Here is a 15,981-nt window from a genome sequence, read left to right as displayed (position 1 = left end):
CCGGACTCTATTTCGCTTTCATCATACACCTTCGAGTGCACTTGAAGTCAACAGAAGGATTTCAAGTTCTGTAAAATGTGTGAGCGTATTCCATGCAATACAAAAACGGCCTCAACAGACGAAACACGTCCGTGAAGCCGTCCGTATTCAAGGTTAAACCCCTGTTTTTTCCCGTTCCACAACCTCGATCTTGTTCTTGCCGCCATAGAAATCCCACCAGGGGGTCGCGGCCTTCGACAAAATTTCACCCAGACGGATCATCCGCCGTACGCCTTCTCCCTTCAGCCATGCCCGCAGCGCTTCGGCTCCATGCTTGCCGTAGATCTCGACACCGTCCTGCCAGGTTGCCCGTCCGCACAGCACGCCCGAGAAAGGAACTTCGGCTTCACCGGCCAGCTCCAGCGTCTCGATGAACGTTTCATTCGTCACGCCCGCGCTCAAATATATAAACGGAACGGTCGTCAGATCCGCCGTATCCTTGAAATGCGCAATCGCCTCTTCTCGCGTATACACGGCTTCGCCGCCCGCGTTGGCCCGGGTGCCCGCGACATACTTCAGGTTAATCGGAACCTCCACTTTCAGCACGTCGATCTTGTACTGCGGCTTGGTGAATTCCTGCATGTATTTTTTCACCTTTTCCGGCTTGGCCTTGGCAAATTCCGCTCCGGCGGAATCCGTGAGGGTATCGCTGTACGTGACGGCCTCGAAGAAAAAAGGGATATCGATAGACTCACACTCGGCTCCGACCCGTTCGATAAAGGCATGTTTAATCGTGTTAATCTTCTCATCGTCGTCCGGATCGTAATACATCAGGATTTTGATGGCATCGACGCCTTTTTCCGCATAGCGACGCACCGACCATTCGGGCAGCAGATCCGGCAGGCGTCCTTTTTCCGCAGCGTCATAGCCCGTTTCCTCATATGCGATCAGCAGCCCGGTATCCTTATGCCGGACCGCCGCCGCATCCCAGCCGTACTCCGGGTCGAGCAGGATTGCGCTGGAGTATGGCGTCAGCTCTTCGGACACCAGTCTTTTGAATTCGGCGACATGCCGTCCGTCCGCTTCGCCTCCGAGAGCGCGTCCAAGCGATTTCTTGAGCGACCCCCGCTGATCGATGGCCGTCGCCACAAACAACCCCTGTTCATTGGACAGCTTGATTAATCGGTCGTATTTTCCTTTGGATATTCTCACACTCATCTGGCGTTCCTCCTTCATCTCCTAATATGTCCCAACGGTTGGCCTGCTATTTCGTATTTAACCGCCAGGACGGAGATCAACCAGGAAACTATAAATCCCGGCTGGTGAACAGACGCAGAGAGACAAGGTAAGAAGCCGCGATAAATACGATGTAGACGGCACCTCCGAGCAGCCATTTTTCAAGACCCATATCCGCATTGTCCAGAATAAAGCTTTTCAGCCCAGGAATCGCACTAATGATGTCTCCCAGATTATTCATGCCGAAGAAGATGACCAAAAAGAACACGGTATTCACATATTGGGCTCCCTTGGGCCCGAGCCAATAATACAGGGGCAGGTAAATCGAGGCGGTCAGAGGCACCAGCAGAATCGAGACCCCCAGCACTCTCCAATTCAAATTTAGGATGTCATATCCCAGCCGCTGCAGCACCAGACTTAATACCAGAGCAAAAGCTGCCCCAATCAAGATAAACGGCAGAACCGATACATACTTAGAGGCCACGATCAATCTGCGGTGCACAGGCAAACTGACCGAGAACCTTATATTCACATTTCGGATATCCTGCAGGCAGGAGGTAAGGAGCATCATCATGGCGGGGAAAGTTACAAACAGACTCACGCCGAACGGGGTGCTTTTCGTATTCATAATGAATATTAAAAGGAGATAAGGGACGCCAAACAGCAGAAAATTTCTCGACAGCATAAAATCTTTACGGATCAAGGAAACGAGATTAGACATGAGCCTTGCCTCCTTTTACAGTGAAATACATAATATCCTCAAGCGTCGGCGTTTCGAGCAGCGCGATTCCCTGAAAAACCCGCTCCGCTTCCCGGCGGTCCGGCGCCAAGGCTTCGAACCCGTGAGCCCCTTCCCTTATCCCGACGAAAACTTGACGCACATCCATGTCGAGCAGTTCGCGTCCGCCCTTGACCATGACATACCGTTCCAGCACTTCGTCCTTGCTGTCGCTGAAGACGACTTTCCCCCGGTTCATAAAAATGATATAGTCCGCGATCCGGTCCAGATCATTCGTAATGTGAGTAGAGAAGACGATCGACTTGTTCTCATCCAGAATCTCCTCCCCGAGCAGATCCAGCAGCTCCCTGCGGAAGACGGGATCAAGGCCTGCGGTCGGTTCGTCCATAAGCAGCAGTTCCGCATGGTGGGACAGTGCCACTGCAAGCGAGAACTTCATCTTCATTCCTCTCGACAGGTTCTTGATCTTGGATTTTTCGGACAGCTCGAACATTTCCAGATACCGGGTAAAGGCTGCATTATCCCAATTTTTATAAAAGGGGGCGATCATTTTCCGCATATTCCTAAGAGTCATATTCTCGTAGTAATAATTCTCATCCGAGACGTATCCGATGCGTTCCTTCAATCCCGGATCTTCCGTAAGTGAGCTGCCGAATATTCGGACCTCCCCGCCGCTCGGACGCACCATATCCATCATAATCTTGATCATTGTACTCTTTCCCGCGCCGTTGGGTCCGATCAATCCGGTGATAAACCCTTTTTTCACTTCAAACTGCACCTGATCCAGCGAAAACTGTTCAAAAGACTTGGAAACTCCTCGAATCTCTACCACATTGCTCATCCTTGCTCCTCCTCACCAAGCGTCCTGAATATGTCAACCATTTCCGCAAACCCAATCCCAAGAAGTCTGCTCTCTTCCAATACTTCTTTCATCTTTTCCTCCAAGAGCCGGTATCGCTGTTCACGGATATACTGCTGATTCATGCCGGACACAAAGGAGCCTTTTCCCACCAGAGAATTGACAAGACCTTCCCGCTCTAATTCCTCGTATGCGCGTTTTGTCGTAATAACGCTGATCTGCAAATCCTTGGCCAATTGGCGGATCGAAGGCAGGGGGGACCCCGAGACCAGTTCGCCCTGTAAAATCAACTGCCGGATCTGGCTTACAATCTGCGCATATATCGGTTCTCCCGATGAGTTCGATAAAATGATGTTCATCATTCACCCCATTCTGCTGCGCTGTCAATATTGTATATATATTATATATACATTATATTCTTTGTTGTCAACGTCATTTCCCCTTTTTTTCAAATAACTGGATCTTCACACGGCAAAAAAGCACACCCTGCGCTTGCGGCAGAATGTGCTTTTAAAACTGCGGATGGAATGAGGCCGTTTCCTTGAAGGACCGGCCAGAGGCCTTAGCCTTTGATCAGCGTCTCCGCGCCGTCAACGAACACTTTGGTGCCCGTAATGTGGGAAGCTTCTTCGCTTGCGAGGAAAAGCACCAGATTCGCAACCTCCTCCGGCTTCCCGGGAGCGTGCGTCAGCGGAACGCCGTCCTGCGGGATGTCAAACGGATATTTGATTTCATCCAGATGCTCGGATTTCTTCTGGGAATCAAAAATATTCGTTTCGATGATACCCGGGCAGACGGCGTTTACGCGGATTTTGTACTGGGCCAGCTCCAGCGCCGCCATCTCGGCGAATACGGCAACCGCCGCCTTGGAGGTGCTGTAAGCCGAAAAACCCGGCTGGGCGAACTGCCGGCTGCCGCTGACCGAGCTGGTCACGGTAATGGAGCCGCCTTTTTCTTTCATATAAGGAATAGCCTGCTTCACCGTCTCAAAGGTCCCGATTACGTTATTCGAAATCGTTCCGGCCCATTCTTCCGAAGGAAAATACTCAATCGGGGACGCCATCCCCAGAGCTCCCGCATTGGCAAATACGGTATCGATGGTGCCCCACTGCTCCACTGTAGCTTTGACTGCCCGGCCGATTTCTTCGGGGTTGGAAGTATCGGCGATAAAGCTGACCGCTTCCCCGCCCGCGTTCTTGATCTCCGCTTCGGTCTGGGTGATCGTCTGTTCGTTCTTGTCGATGAGACTGACTTTTGCGCCTTCGGCCGCCAAACGAACGGCAGCGGCTTTGCCAATCCCGGAAGCTGCTCCCGTCACAATTGCGACCTTGTCCTGAATTCTGTTCATATGGTTTCCGCTCCTTCTTGCGTTTGTATTGCCCCGTAAGGCTTTAATTGATTACCTTTTTTTAATTACCCCCTTGATTCAAAAGTAATCAAAAAACGAAAAGACCTCCCGGATTACCCAGGCGCCGAATCAGCATTTCATCCAAAAAAGGGACACCGAATTCGGTGCCCCTTGAAAGTGAAGCGGACTTCGCTTTGGTCTTGCCTGCCGGAAGCTTATCACTCCCGAAAAGCCGTCTTACTCGTAGGAGTTTTGCTCATTCTCCTTGTATCCCTTGTCTCGTCGCAGCATTTCCTTACGCCGGTCGTTCTTCTCCTCCTGTAGCTGATTGGCTTCATGGGAGGTCGGTGCGACCTGCTCCAAATCTTTTACCGTGTTGATCAAATTTTTGTCGGGACTCATGGGTAATCCTCTCCTTAACCTTACTTTATTACTTGGTTAGTTTCCCGGTCAGGGAGGAAAATTATGCATGACCGCAAGGCGGTGTGTCCCTCAGCTTGTGCTCAGCGACAGTCCGATAATCTCCGACCGGCTGGCCAGACGGATGGGCGGACCCCATGTGCCAAAACCGGATGAAACAATCACATGCAGATTTTCTTTATGCAAATAGCCCCAGTCCAGCTCGAACAACCGTTTCGTGATCCAGTGATTGGGAGCGATCTGCCCCCGGTGCGTGTGGCCGGAGAGAAGAACATCCACTCCCGCCGCCGCGGCGGCGTCAAAGCCTGTCGGCTGATGGTCCATCATGATGACGGGGCGGGACAAATCAAGGCCTTCCAGCAGGGAGGCGACGCTTAAGCGCCCTTCGCTGTCCATGCTCTCCGCCGTCTTGTCTTTCCTGCCCACGATATACACGCCGGCGGCCTCGGCCACCTCGTCCTGTAGCACGCGGATGCCGATTGCTCTCATCAGCTCCGTGTACTTCTTGATATCCCCGCCATAATACTCATGGTTCCCCAGCACGGCGAATACGCCGTAACGGGCCTTCAGCTTACCGAGCTGCTCGCTCATCCGGTTGCGGACGAAAGGCTCCAGGCTGTCGTCAAGCACATCGCCAGCCAGCAAAATAATATCCGGTTTCATCGCATTCATCCGGTCAACCATCTTTTTCAAATGCCGATTGCCGACAATGTTGCCAAGATGAAGATCGGACGCCACGGCTATCTTGAGCGCATCATTTCCCTCAAATTGCTTGTTCAGCCCAAGAGAGTGAACCCGCAGCACCGTGCTCCACGCATTTCGGGAGCCCCACAGGATAAAAACCGCCGCCAACATCACGAGTACCGCGCCCGCCTCGGTAACATAGCCGGAAACATCGACTCCGGCGAGGGACAAAATCACGTAGAACAGATCGGCCACAGGCAATAAAATAATGGCGAATTCCATCAAGGCCAAGTAATATGATCCGATGACTTTTAACAACCTCCCTATCGGGCGCAAAGCCGCAGGCCATGGAAGGCGGCAGATCAAATAGGCAAATGCGACGATAAGAAAAACGGACCAGTATAACCCACCGTCTATCCCCGGGAACCATTCCCGCAGCAGCATCCACAAATGCCAGCCGATATAAAAATTGACGATACCGAGCAGAATAATGCCTGCAGCAATGGAAATAATCAGCCTTAGCTTTTTCATGGCGTGCGTCTCCCTTAACTCAAGTCTCATTTGCAGTACATTCTATCACAAGTGCTTGTCCCGATTCATCTTTACCCACACCTCGGGTCACCGTCGGAATGCACACAAAAACGGCAGCCCGGGACTTCATCGATCCCTGACTGCCGCTCCATTCCCTTGCTATGTATTAGTAATTACGCATTCGCTTTGCGCTGCTGGGCCAGGTAATCCCCGATCAGCCGGTCGCATTTGTTGATATGGCTCAGAAGCCAATCCGTTAAAGTGCGGTTGAGCTTAATCGTGGTTAGAACGGAAACGCCTTTGGTCTTCACCATCTCTTCCAGTTCAAGGACGGTTTTGACAAAATCGGCGTGCTCCTTCTGATGCTCGGATAACTCCGGGAAGTGGATGTCGTTCATCAATTCTTCTTCACTGCCAAAATGCTCAATGGTGTAATCCTTTAAAAATTTGAGTGTTTCCTCGATCTTCTCGCGCCCTTGCTGATTCGAGCAGGCATCAAAAAATTCGTTCAGCTTGACCAGCAATTGACGGTGCTGACAATCGATTTTCTCCACTCCTATTTCGTACGATTCCCTCCAGGTTATCATTGCCGCATCGCTTCCTTCTACCATAATTTTCATACACGCTTCCATTTTCTCTCTTTCGAGCGGAAAGAACAGTTAACAACATCACACGACATTTTTCGTCAATATGGGGGTTTGCCGTCCACGAGGTTACATATAATGTAAAAAAGCCTGATTGCTCAGGCTTCAACAGTCGCAGCCGATTTACTGCGCATTTTTACAACTCTCATGGCCAATAGGGAGGCGAACAGGCAAAGAAAGCCTGCGGTAACAAAAGGAACGGTGTAACTGCCAAGCCATTGCCGCATCACACCGGCGCCGTAAGCGGCTGCCGAGGCCCCAAGCTGATGGGACACCAGAATCCAGCCGAACACCATCCCCGATTTTTCTCTTCCGAAATGATCGGCGGTCAGTTTGACCGTTGGCGGTACGGTTGCGATCCAGTCCAGCCCGTAGAACACGGCAAACACCAGCATCAGCGTGTAACCTCCGTTCAGCGCGTAAGGGAGGAAGATCAGCGACAACCCGCGAAGACCGTAATACCAGAACAGCAGCCATCTGCTGTCAAAACGGTCCGACAGCCAGCCCGACAGCGTCGTGCCCGCCATATCGAACATTCCCATCAATGCGAGCAATCCGGCCGCCATGACAACCGGGATGTTAAAGTCGCCGCAGGCGGGAATCAGGTGGGTCCCGATTAAGCCGTTGGTGGAGAAGCCGCAGAAGAAAAAAGTACCTGCCAGCAGCCAGAACGTACCGCTCTTCATCGCATCTTTCAGCGCAAGCAGCGGAGCTAAGAACAAATTTCCCCGGAACTGCGCAGGCGGTGAAATCTCCGTCTCTCCAAGAGGAGCAGCACCGACATCGTAAGGATGATTTCTCATCCAGATCGCAACCACCGGAATCAGAATGAGCAGCACCGCAATGGTCGTATAAATGGAAAACCTCCAGCCCAAACCGACCGAAATCTTCGCCAGGAGCGGCAGGAAAAGCAGCTGGCCCGTTGCCGCGCTGGCTGTAAGAATGCCGACTACGAGCCCTCTATGCTTCACGAACCAGCGGCCCGCCACTGTGACACCCAGAACATTGGCCAGCGCTCCGGTGGCCAGACCCATGACAATCCCCCACAGTGCGATGAACTGCCAGAGCTCGGTCATAAAAGACGTCATCGCAAGGCTTACTGTCAGCAAGCTCAACGTCAGTAGCATGATGCGGCGGATGCCGAAGCGGGCCATCAGCGCTGCGGAGAAAGGACCCATTAATCCGTACAAAAAGATGCGGATGGACAGCGCGCCGGATACGGCGGAGCGGCTCCAGCCGAATTCCCCCTCAAATTGCAGCATCAATACGCTTGGAATCGAACTGATGGCCGCCGAAACCAGCAACACTAGAAAAACAATGGAAACCACAGTCCAGCCATAATACCACCTGGGAGCTAGATTAATATTGCGCATCCCTTCACTCCTATCTCTATCACTTCTCTATATATCTTACAGTATCTATCTTACAGTCCATCCCCCTTCCATTACCAGGGCAGAGTCTCTGCCGAGGAGAGGGTGCGTGCGCCCATCAGAACGGTTATGCCAAGCGTACCCAGCTGTTTGGATATTTCCAGTCCGAGCCCTCTGTTGGCTCCGGTAACTCAAGCGGTTTTTGAGTCATGATTGTTCCTCCTCATCATAAATTAAGAATATACATTCTTTAATTCAGCAAAAAAAAATTAAAAAATTGCCGAAAGTGCTACTTGATATACATCCTGTAATGTTTTGCGGTCATCAGTCGCTTTGGCCATGATATGCACTCCCTGCTTCACACCGACCAGGAACCTCGACAGCTCGCGGAGATTATGCTTCCCTTTCAACCGGCCTTCCTTCTGCGCGCGCAGCAGAAAGCTGTAGAAACGATTCTCCATATCCAGCAGACTTGCCTCCACTCTGCTCGCCACCTTGGAGTCGAAGGGCGCCAGTTCGATGGCCGTATTCGCAATGAAGCAGCCGCGCCGTTCTTTTGCATTGTCCATAGAGCTTTCGATCAGCCGCTCGAAAAAGGCGGCAAGCTGCTCCTTCGGATTGCCGTGCTCCTCCAAAACCGCAAAGAGTCTTCCCGCCAAATGATGCCGGAACCGGTCAAGCGCAGCCAGAAATAATTCATTCTTGTCCCCGAACGTTTCATACAAGCTGCCACGGTGCACTCCCGTGTAATCGCACAGATCCTGAATGGATGTTTTTTCATAGCCCTTGCTCCAGAACAGTTCCATCGCTTTATCGAGTGCCGTTTCTTCGTCGAATTCCCGGGGTCTTGCCATCGTCTCCCCTCCTCTCTGATTCCATCATATTCATTTGAGAACGGTCGGTCAAGTATTTTGCGCCAAATTTGCATTTGACAGGCCTCGGTATGCCCTTTTTATCCATCAGCGTGATAAAATAACGGCAGAATAATTACCGCTAGAACAAGAAGCTTGTTTCAATTAGGAGGTCGCGAACTACATAATGAAAATGGAAACAACAACTCGGGCACAGACAACCGGGAGCAGCACGAATGAAGAAAGCTTTTTAATGGGAGTCAAGGACTGTCTTCCCACGCTGCTCGGCTATTTGAGCATCGGATTTGCGGCGGGCGTCGTCGAGAAAACGGCGGGGTTAAGCATTACGGAGATTATCCTGATGTCTCTGGTTCTATATGCCGGGTCCGCCCAATTTATCGCTGCAGGCATGATCGCCATGGGCAGCCCGTCGGCAGGCATCATCATAACGATTCTATTCGTAAATCTTCGGCATCTATTGCTAAGCGCGGCCATATCGCCCTACTTCCGTCAACTGTCGCCTTTCCGTAATTTCCTTGTCGGCGTTCTTCTTACAGACGAGACCTTTGGCGTCGCCATTAATGAAGCCGCCAAACGCAAAAGAATCAGCGAAAAATGGATGCACGGGCTTAATATCACCGCTTATTTGAACTGGTGCGCCGCCAACATTGCCGGCGCTCTTCTCGGACAGTGGATTACCAGCCCCGAAAAATTCGGTCTCGATTATGCGCTGCCGGCCATGTTCATCGGGCTGCTGGTCCTTTCCATACTCGGCCGGCGCACAATCCGGACGGATGTCATCGTCGGTCTGGCGGCGGCGGCGGTGGCGATCGGCGTTTCTCTGTGGGTCTCCCCGACGGTCGGGGTTATTGCGGCAACAATCATAGCTGCGACTATTGGAATGGCGGTGGAAAAATGGAAGTAAGAAGCGAAATCCTGTGGATTATACTCGGTTCGGCGGCAGTCACCCTTATCCCGCGCGTTCTGCCCTTGATGGTGCTCAGCCGGTTCATGCTTCCGGACTGGAGCATGCGGTGGTTGAATCATGTACCTGTGTCCATTATGGCCGCTCTGGTGGCGCAGGAGCTGCTTATCCAAGACGGCAAGCTCGTCCCGCTGACAAGCAATACAGAACTGTTCGCGGCGGTTCCCGCTTTTCTCGTCGCTATTGCAACGCGCAGCCTGCTCGGAACAGTGACGGTGGGCATCGTGTCTCTGATGCTGCTCCGGCTGGTGCTGCCGGGTTAACAAGACTTAGAGAACAGATTGGAGGCTGCTTATGTATAACTCATCCCCTCCCCCATCCGATATTACCTGGTATGAGGAGACAATGAGCTTTGAAACCCAATACCCTTTATGGCAAAAGGTTCGAATTGCAGCGAGGAATTTAAAGATAAACAAATCATCTATCTTGCCCTCGGTAAAGCCACTCGCTCCGCTTTAAGTGCGGAGGAGCGGCTTTAAGTCCGAGATCACCTGCTGAAGCTGTGACGAGCACTGCTCGTACAGCTTTTTGGCGTCTTTATTTTTAGTGGTCAGCCCGAACATTTCCAGATCGGCTTCGCATTTTTTCAGCAGGGCGTACAGCTCCGGCTTCTCCTGAGGCTGCGGGACCTGAACGTTGTCGGCGTACAAATCGACGGTCAACTCCCCATAGGAATCAATCTGCCCCAGAAAAATATCCTGCAGATTAAGCTGCTGCTTCTCCAGTTCATCCATCAGCCATTTTGGCGTTTTCCCCATCATATCGAGCGGTTCAGGCATCAGCTTCCCGTCCATAATGACGGCTTGCGTTTCTTTCTCCGGAGCGACCTTGATTCCCAAATGCTTCGGAGTAAGCGGCTGATTCTCGCGGTTAAGCAGTACGTTGATCTGTCCGGTCGTTTCCATAATCGCAAACTCGACATCGGCTACCTTGAACACGTCTTTCCCCCGAAGCTGCTCCAGCAGATCATCAGTAGTCAGACGCTCTTTTTTGAGGTTTTCCTCCAAAATCTTGCCGTCCTTGATCACCACGGTTGCCTTGAAATCGACGAAGTCTCTGGCTTTCTTGCTCTTGAGCTGCAGAAATTCGATCCCGAAGGAAATGGCGACCCATACCACAATCGCAATCATGCCCAAATGCCAGGTATTGTCCGTATCCAGCGAGATGTAGGCCGCCAAGCTGCCTAGCGTGATCCCCGTAATATATTCGAAGAAAGAAAGCTGGGAAACCTGTCTTTTGCCAAGTATCTTTGTTAACAGAAACAGCACGACCACCGCAACAATGGTCCGTAAAATAACCTCCAACCAAGTAGGCATTACAGCGCCCTCCCTTTGTTTTGCTGACAAATTTCATCCAAATTCATTATTGCTCAAAGCAGCGGAACCTATCCGGAAATCCATTGCTCTTTTTTGGAAAAAATGGAATGCTTCCAATGCATAATCGGAGCTTGCGGCGCAAATATTAGCGTGGTGATTCACCATTCATAACCCAACACAGGAGGAATTGACGATGACCGTAGCTTCAGATGTAAAAACTTGCCTTTCTTCATTGAAAAGCGCCCAAGCAAGCCTTGAGCAATTCGCATTGAGCACTCAGAATCAGGACGCCAAAACTCTGTTTACCTCTGCTGCGCAGCAAACCCAACAAATCATGCAGCAGGTGGAAAGCCGGGTACAGCAGCTTGAGAATGAAGAACCCCAATACAAGGGTTTCTAAAGCAAGTAACAGCAAAAGGGCCTCATTCTCCACAAATGCCGTGGGGAGTGAGGCCTTCTTTTTGTAAGTTATTCAACATCAAAATCGAAATACCGTTCAGGAAAAGGCTCTTTAATTAGCGTAAAGTGCCACCATTCCTTGCTGTATCCTTTGAATCCATGCTTGTTCATGACTTCCTTCAGAAGCCTCCGGTTGGCCTGCTGCGCCTCGGTGATCTGCGGTGAATCATAATACGAAAGACTACCGAAGAAATCATGCGGCCCTCCCATATCGACGAGCTTCCCGGTTTTAATGCTTACGAGCGTCAAATCGACGGTGCTGCCCCGACTGTGCCCGGATTTGGTGGCGATAAAGCCCAGCTTGAAGAGATTCTTCTTATCCAACCGGGGGTAATATTGCCGTTTCATCTTAATGTCCCCGCCATCCTTAGACCATTTGATAAAATCATTGACCGCCTTCTGCGGACGATAGGCATCGTAAATTTTAATCGCATAGCCCTTTGGTTCCAACTCATCGCTGACCGCTTTTAACGCTTTGGCGGCCTGCTTCGTCAAAATGGCATAAGGCGCATTGTACCCGGCAATTCGCCGTCCCGCAAAATTGTTCTCACCGTAATAACGGATGTCGAACCGTGCATTGGGTATCACCTCGTCCACATACACGAAACCTATGGGAAAAGGATACTGCTTAATGGCCTCTTTCGCCGACGCATTCACCGGAGAAGCCGTACTCCAGCCGCCCGGAAGAGGCATACCCGCAAATACCAGAATCAGCGTCAGCGCCAGAATCAACCGCTTAACCATTTTGTATGAAATCCCTTAAAAATTTCTCGATGTTCCCGTTCCATTTATCTCCGCTCGTATCCAGCATTCCCAGCACATTCTGGATCGTCTTCAAAACTCTGCTGTCCCCCACCCCGCTCTGCAACGCTTTTTCATACGCTTGTCTGAGTTCGGGATCGATTGTTGTCAGCTCGCCTTTGGCTCCGTATTGATAGGCGGGAGTATTGTTGGAGCCATAAAACACGAATGTTTCCATCAGCTTCAATTTATCCTTTACCGCCGCGGTACGATTGGATTTCGGATACTCCTTTACATAGGTTTCCAGGGCAAGCGTCCGGTTAATCAGTTCATTCCAAGTGATGACGATGGCGGCGTCGCTCAGGGCGGGTTTATTGGAATCAGCAGCCATCAAGTCAATATAGGCAGCGATGTCTTTTCCAATATAAGGCTTGAAGAATTTGAAGCCCTCGTAATGCATGACAGGGTAATACATGCCTTCACTGGTCTCCAGCTTATAGCCGTAACCGTAGGACTCGGTCAATAAGGCGCGGACGCTGTGATCCGTAATATACTTCAGCAAGCTGCTGTAAGTGAGTCCCGTCTCCCGCCCACCTTTGCGGTAAGCGGCGTCTATTACTTTTTGGACCTTCTCCAGAAAGAATTTTTCCGAAAAAACATTCAATCGCGCTTTCTGCGCATTCTCCAGTTGAAGCACCATGACGGTGGCGCGCCAGGAATCGACCCGTTTGATATGGTTGAACAGGTAATTGCGGGCCTGAACCAGGCTGTACGGCGTCTTCGCGGAATTTTTCAAGTATTTCTGGAATTGATTATACACGCCTAACGATTGTTCGGCGGTTACAACCGCCGCGGCCGGCGCGGCCGATGCCGACTGCGCGATTGCCGCTGTTCCGGCGCCCGCTCCCACAACGATTGCCAGCCCGAGCAGGGCATTTCTTTTTATTTTTACAGATAATTTAGGTAGATTTTTCATAAAAACCCTTCTTTCCAAGCTGATTTAGTAAAGCCTATATACCCTCTGGACGCGCACTTGCCGCAAAATGTTGCATACAATCTGAAGAAACGGCTGCGCCTTTCTATCGGGCTCTGTGACGGTGCAAAAAAGCCCCCCGGCATTGGCCGAAGGGCTTGAAGCGATATAAGCTTTGCTTAGTGCATGGCGCCTTCCTGCGGATGGCGGACGGCCACACGCTTCAGGAAGAAGGCAAGGATCAAGCCGGCGATGGTTAGCGACATGGCGAAAATAAAAGAGTGCTGGACCCCCTGCGTAAAGGCTGCTAGCTGCTCGGCCGGGTCCTGCGGATTCTTCACGCTCTTCAGATAGCTGTTCGTGCCGGCCGTCATGATGCTGATCGCAAGCGCGGTGCCTATGGCTCCGGCAACCTGCTGGAGCGTGTTCATAATGGCTGTGCCGTGCGGGTAAAGCTCAAGCGGAAGCTGGTTGATGCCGTTCGTCTGGGCTGGCATGAACACCATCGATATCCCGATCATCAGCCCGCTGTGCAGCACGATCACGAATGCTACAGTGGAAGCCGCGTTAATACCCGAGAACAGCCACAGGGTGGCGGCGACAATGGCTAATCCCGGAATGACCAGCCATTTCGGGCCAAATTTGTCGAACAGCTTGCCCATCAGCGGCGAAAACAAGCCGTTAATCAGTCCGCCCGGAAGGAGTAATAGGCCGGCCTTGAACGCGCTGTATCCCTGTCCGTTAATCAAATAAAGCGGCAGAATCAGCATAGCCGCCAAAATGACGATCATACAGATAAAGATCAACAGCAGGCCTACGACGAACATCGGATACTTAAACACCTTAAGATCCATCAGCGGCTGCTTCATTGTAAGCTGGCGCCATACGAACAGAATCAGCGAGAACGCCCCGACAGCAATGGCAATCCATACTTTAAGGCTGTTCCAGCCGTCCGCTTCTCCGGCGCTGCTGAAGCCGTACACGACACCCCCGAAGCCAACGGAGGATAGAAGAATCGACAGCCAATCGATGGCAGGCTTGGTCACCTTCGTTATATTTTGCATAAAGACCATCCCAAAGATCAGCGCGATTACGAGAAACGGCAGCGACATCCAGAAAATCCAGTGCCAGCTCAGGTTCTCGATAAGGAGACCTGCGATCGTCGGACCGGTTGCGGGGGCCACCATGATGACCAGCCCAATCATCCCCATTGCAGCTCCTCTTTCTTCAGGCGGGATCAGCACCAGAATCGTATTGAACATGAGCGGCAGCAGAAGCGCCGTTCCCATAGCCTGCACGACCCGGGCGATCAGCAAAAATTCAAAGTTTGGCGAGACAGCGGCCAGAGCCGTCCCGATTATGGAGAAAGACAAGGATGCGATAAACAATTGCCTGGTCGTGAACCGCTGAATCAACAATCCCGAGAGGGGGACCAGAATTCCCAGCGTCAGCAAATACGCGGTGGTCAGCCACTGTGCCGTGGTCGGTGTAATCTCCAGCGCTTTCATCAAGTCGCTTAGCGCGACATTGAGCGCGGTTTCACTGAACATGCCGATAAAGCCGCTGAGCAGCAGCGAAACCAGGATCGGCATCTTCCTGATCCTCTCCTTGTTAATATCTGTTGATTGTATCGTATCTTCCACTCCGATTCCTCCTATATTTCTGTCTCTTTAACTATATTATAACAATCGGTCTCCATAACAAAACCATAAACTAAAAGTCAATACTTTTACTTTCAAAAAAGGCTGGCTGAGATTATAATTTAATTATTCCAATAAGCGAGGTGGGTTTAATGGCCGATACGTCAAGGGGGATTCCCAGACCGCTGGTCCGGGCCAACCAATCGGTTATCGTTCTGTCCGTGTTGTTAACCTGGTTTACCGGTTTTTACTGGTTTCTGGCTATACCGCTGGCTGCAGGGCTGCTCGGTCTGTTGTTTCGGTACAATCCGGTAATCAGCCTCTCTGCCCGGTTTCTGCGGAAAGACCGCTCCGCGTATGTTCTCGAAGATGCGGAGCAGCAGCAGTTCAATCAAACCATCGCCGTCATCTGTCTCGCTGCCGGACTTGTCAGTTATCTTGCCGGTTGGTTAACCGCGGCGTATATCTTCACCGCTATTGTAGGTACCGCCGCCTTAGTAGCCATACTCGGCTTCTGCATCGGCTGCTTCATCCACTACCAATGGAAAATGTACTTGTACAAACGTCGCCAAGGCAGCTCACATTAATAGCCGCGCTATGAAGAAACGGCCCGCACAAACGCCAGAACCGGCGAATGAACGGGCTGTTTTTTTACTCTTCTTCGCCTGCAACCGACCAGCGGTGGCTGTATTTTTCCAGACGGGGATGTAGGATTCCCGGTTTCTCCGGCAGCAGCAAACGCAGATTCTTGATCCATTCTTCGAAAGAGGAAAACGAAGCGAACAGATTGGCCGTCTCCGGCGAGACATACAGAAAATGCGGCCCCGGATAACGCTCGGTCAAATGGCGCAGCGCGGAGTCGATGGGCGTATATTTTTTCCGCTTGCCCTCCCAATTCTCCACCGTGATGGACGAGGTGCCCTGCTCTCTTTTCCACTCATGCAGGCGGTCTTCACGCTTATAGTAAGAGCTTACGGGTTCCTTGGACATTCTGCGCACCGTTTCCTCGTGCAGCGGATAGAGCACCAGCTTTCCGAAGTTTTTGTCCAGCGCGGCCTGCGCCGCCGCCCTCAGTTCTTCATCGGTTGTATGCTCGAAGGAATCATAATAGATTAACGTCCCTCTGCGCTTCTCCGCCGGCGGCTCGTAGCCGTAGGGCACATGCTGTACTTCCCTCTTCATCTCTTGCCTCCCAAATTGACGTAA

At 51.5% G+C, this 15,981-nt stretch carries 19 protein-coding genes; 4 read left to right on the top strand and 15 right to left on the bottom strand.

The genetic code is table 11. The features are described 5' to 3' along the window. Positions 1–153 precede the first annotated feature (153 nt). The 10 genes from EH198_RS03035 to EH198_RS02990 form a co-directional block, all read right to left on the bottom strand. On the bottom strand, positions 154–1,197 hold the full coding sequence (locus EH198_RS03035) for a tagatose 1,6-diphosphate aldolase (protein WP_124694058.1): 1,044 nt from the start codon (positions 1,195–1,197) through the stop codon (positions 154–156). A gap of 88 nt (positions 1,198–1,285) precedes the next feature. Then, on the bottom strand, positions 1,286–1,936 hold the full coding sequence (locus tag EH198_RS03030; protein ID WP_124694057.1) for an ABC-2 transporter permease: 651 nt from the start codon (positions 1,934–1,936) through the stop codon (positions 1,286–1,288). Further along, positions 1,929–2,795, bottom strand: coding sequence for an ABC transporter ATP-binding protein (locus EH198_RS03025; protein WP_124694056.1), 867 nt, complete (start codon positions 2,793–2,795; stop codon positions 1,929–1,931). The genes EH198_RS03030 and EH198_RS03025 overlap by 8 nt, the downstream gene beginning before the upstream one ends. Further along, positions 2,792–3,172: a GntR family transcriptional regulator gene (locus EH198_RS03020; RefSeq protein ID WP_124694055.1), complete on the bottom strand. Its 381-nt coding sequence runs from the start codon at positions 3,170–3,172 to the stop codon at positions 2,792–2,794. The genes EH198_RS03025 and EH198_RS03020 overlap by 4 nt, the downstream gene beginning before the upstream one ends. A gap of 203 nt (positions 3,173–3,375) precedes the next feature. Further along, positions 3,376–4,161: an SDR family NAD(P)-dependent oxidoreductase gene (locus EH198_RS03015; RefSeq protein ID WP_124694054.1), complete on the bottom strand. Its 786-nt coding sequence runs from the start codon at positions 4,159–4,161 to the stop codon at positions 3,376–3,378. A 237-nt stretch (positions 4,162–4,398) separates the two neighbouring features. Then, a complete protein-coding gene (locus EH198_RS24470; protein WP_185702724.1) occupies positions 4,399–4,563 on the bottom strand; it encodes a hypothetical protein in 165 nt (54 codons plus the stop codon). 90 nt (positions 4,564–4,653) lie between these two features. After that, positions 4,654–5,796: a metallophosphoesterase gene (locus EH198_RS03010; protein ID WP_124694053.1), complete on the bottom strand. Its 1,143-nt coding sequence runs from the start codon at positions 5,794–5,796 to the stop codon at positions 4,654–4,656. 173 nt (positions 5,797–5,969) lie between these two features. Beyond that, positions 5,970–6,416 (bottom strand): bacteriohemerythrin, encoded by a 447-nt coding sequence (locus EH198_RS03005; RefSeq protein ID WP_246014067.1) that lies wholly within the window; start codon positions 6,414–6,416, stop codon positions 5,970–5,972. A gap of 122 nt (positions 6,417–6,538) precedes the next feature. Continuing rightward, complete coding sequence (locus EH198_RS03000) at positions 6,539–7,813, bottom strand: MFS transporter (protein ID WP_124694052.1); 1,275 nt, start codon at positions 7,811–7,813, stop codon at positions 6,539–6,541. Between the two features lie 266 nt (positions 7,814–8,079). Then, positions 8,080–8,664 (bottom strand): TetR/AcrR family transcriptional regulator, encoded by a 585-nt coding sequence (locus EH198_RS02990; protein WP_124694051.1) that lies wholly within the window; start codon positions 8,662–8,664, stop codon positions 8,080–8,082. Positions 8,665–8,854: 190 nt separating this feature from the next. Here EH198_RS02990 and EH198_RS02985 point away from each other — a divergent pair, with 190 nt between their 5' ends. Together EH198_RS02985 and EH198_RS02980 are read left to right on the top strand one after the other, a co-directional pair. Beyond that, entirely contained in the window at positions 8,855–9,586 is a 732-nt protein-coding gene (locus EH198_RS02985; protein ID WP_124694507.1) for an AzlC family ABC transporter permease, read from the top strand. Then, positions 9,577–9,909, top strand: a complete 333-nt coding sequence (locus tag EH198_RS02980; RefSeq protein WP_124694050.1) for an AzlD domain-containing protein — start codon at positions 9,577–9,579, stop codon at positions 9,907–9,909. Before EH198_RS02985 ends, EH198_RS02980 begins: the two co-directional genes overlap by 10 nt. Positions 9,910–10,101: 192 nt before the next feature. On the opposite strand, the gene EH198_RS02975 is transcribed toward EH198_RS02980, so the two are convergent. Beyond that, positions 10,102–10,962, bottom strand: coding sequence for a DUF421 domain-containing protein (locus tag EH198_RS02975; RefSeq protein WP_124694049.1), 861 nt, complete (start codon positions 10,960–10,962; stop codon positions 10,102–10,104). Positions 10,963–11,155: 193 nt separating this feature from the next. Between EH198_RS02975 and EH198_RS02970 the strand changes: the two genes are divergently transcribed. Then, the gene (locus tag EH198_RS02970; RefSeq protein ID WP_124694048.1) at positions 11,156–11,362 is read left to right on the top strand and encodes a DUF1657 domain-containing protein; all 207 of its coding nucleotides are present in this window, start codon (positions 11,156–11,158) and stop codon (positions 11,360–11,362) included. 68 nt (positions 11,363–11,430) lie between these two features. Here the strand turns inward: EH198_RS02970 and EH198_RS02965 are convergent, their stop codons facing one another. From EH198_RS02965 to EH198_RS02955, 3 genes are all read right to left on the bottom strand, one after another. Beyond that, positions 11,431–12,165 carry a M15 family metallopeptidase gene (locus tag EH198_RS02965; RefSeq protein WP_124694047.1) on the bottom strand — a complete coding sequence of 245 codons (735 nt, stop codon included), beginning with the start codon at positions 12,163–12,165 and terminating at the stop codon, positions 11,431–11,433. Continuing rightward, on the bottom strand, positions 12,158–13,138 hold the full coding sequence (locus EH198_RS02960; protein WP_124694046.1) for a hypothetical protein: 981 nt from the start codon (positions 13,136–13,138) through the stop codon (positions 12,158–12,160). The genes EH198_RS02965 and EH198_RS02960 overlap by 8 nt, the downstream gene beginning before the upstream one ends. Positions 13,139–13,314: 176 nt before the next feature. Continuing rightward, positions 13,315–14,727: a DHA2 family efflux MFS transporter permease subunit gene (locus tag EH198_RS02955; RefSeq protein ID WP_124694506.1), complete on the bottom strand. Its 1,413-nt coding sequence runs from the start codon at positions 14,725–14,727 to the stop codon at positions 13,315–13,317. A 200-nt stretch (positions 14,728–14,927) separates the two neighbouring features. Between EH198_RS02955 and EH198_RS02950 the strand changes: the two genes are divergently transcribed. Continuing rightward, positions 14,928–15,362 carry a DUF4395 domain-containing protein gene (locus EH198_RS02950; RefSeq protein WP_124694045.1) on the top strand — a complete coding sequence of 145 codons (435 nt, stop codon included), beginning with the start codon at positions 14,928–14,930 and terminating at the stop codon, positions 15,360–15,362. Positions 15,363–15,426: 64 nt separating this feature from the next. Here EH198_RS02950 and EH198_RS02945 read toward each other — a convergent pair whose 3' ends face one another. Beyond that, a complete protein-coding gene (locus EH198_RS02945; protein WP_124694044.1) occupies positions 15,427–15,957 on the bottom strand; it encodes a hypothetical protein in 531 nt (176 codons plus the stop codon). Between the last annotated feature and the right edge of the window lie 24 nt (positions 15,958–15,981).

Origin of the sequence: Paenibacillus rhizophilus, assembly GCF_003854965.1 — a bacterium.
Classification (GTDB): Bacteria; Bacillota; Bacilli; order Paenibacillales; family Paenibacillaceae; genus Paenibacillus_AQ; species Paenibacillus_AQ rhizophilus.
This window is presented reverse-complemented; position numbering and strand designations above follow the sequence as displayed.

What these genes read in the sequence shown, in the direction of transcription:
- EH198_RS03005 (WP_246014067.1), bottom strand. Translation starts at nt 6,416, where the DNA reads ATGAAAATTATGGTAGAAGGAAGCGATGCGGCAATGATAACCTGGAGG.
- EH198_RS02975 (WP_124694049.1), bottom strand. Translation starts at nt 10,962, where the DNA reads ATGCCTACTTGGTTGGAGGTTATTTTACGGACCATTGTTGCGGTGGTC.
- EH198_RS24470 (WP_185702724.1), bottom strand. Translation starts at nt 4,563, where the DNA reads ATGAGTCCCGACAAAAATTTGATCAACACGGTAAAAGATTTGGAGCAG.
- EH198_RS02965 (WP_124694047.1), bottom strand. Translation starts at nt 12,165, where the DNA reads ATGGTTAAGCGGTTGATTCTGGCGCTGACGCTGATTCTGGTATTTGCG.
- EH198_RS02970 (WP_124694048.1), top strand. Translation starts at nt 11,156, where the DNA reads ATGACCGTAGCTTCAGATGTAAAAACTTGCCTTTCTTCATTGAAAAGC.
- EH198_RS02945 (WP_124694044.1), bottom strand. Translation starts at nt 15,957, where the DNA reads ATGAAGAGGGAAGTACAGCATGTGCCCTACGGCTACGAGCCGCCGGCG.
- EH198_RS02960 (WP_124694046.1), bottom strand. Translation starts at nt 13,138, where the DNA reads ATGAAAAATCTACCTAAATTATCTGTAAAAATAAAAAGAAATGCCCTG.
- EH198_RS03015 (WP_124694054.1), bottom strand. Translation starts at nt 4,161, where the DNA reads ATGAACAGAATTCAGGACAAGGTCGCAATTGTGACGGGAGCAGCTTCC.
- EH198_RS02985 (WP_124694507.1), top strand. Translation starts at nt 8,855, where the DNA reads ATGGAAACAACAACTCGGGCACAGACAACCGGGAGCAGCACGAATGAA.
- EH198_RS02955 (WP_124694506.1), bottom strand. Translation starts at nt 14,727, where the DNA reads ATGCCGATCCTGGTTTCGCTGCTGCTCAGCGGCTTTATCGGCATGTTC.
- EH198_RS03020 (WP_124694055.1), bottom strand. Translation starts at nt 3,172, where the DNA reads ATGAACATCATTTTATCGAACTCATCGGGAGAACCGATATATGCGCAG.
- EH198_RS03035 (WP_124694058.1), bottom strand. Translation starts at nt 1,197, where the DNA reads ATGAGTGTGAGAATATCCAAAGGAAAATACGACCGATTAATCAAGCTG.
- EH198_RS03000 (WP_124694052.1), bottom strand. Translation starts at nt 7,813, where the DNA reads ATGCGCAATATTAATCTAGCTCCCAGGTGGTATTATGGCTGGACTGTG.
- EH198_RS02980 (WP_124694050.1), top strand. Translation starts at nt 9,577, where the DNA reads ATGGAAGTAAGAAGCGAAATCCTGTGGATTATACTCGGTTCGGCGGCA.
- EH198_RS03030 (WP_124694057.1), bottom strand. Translation starts at nt 1,936, where the DNA reads ATGTCTAATCTCGTTTCCTTGATCCGTAAAGATTTTATGCTGTCGAGA.
- EH198_RS02950 (WP_124694045.1), top strand. Translation starts at nt 14,928, where the DNA reads ATGGCCGATACGTCAAGGGGGATTCCCAGACCGCTGGTCCGGGCCAAC.
- EH198_RS03010 (WP_124694053.1), bottom strand. Translation starts at nt 5,796, where the DNA reads ATGAAAAAGCTAAGGCTGATTATTTCCATTGCTGCAGGCATTATTCTG.
- EH198_RS02990 (WP_124694051.1), bottom strand. Translation starts at nt 8,664, where the DNA reads ATGGCAAGACCCCGGGAATTCGACGAAGAAACGGCACTCGATAAAGCG.
- EH198_RS03025 (WP_124694056.1), bottom strand. Translation starts at nt 2,795, where the DNA reads ATGAGCAATGTGGTAGAGATTCGAGGAGTTTCCAAGTCTTTTGAACAG.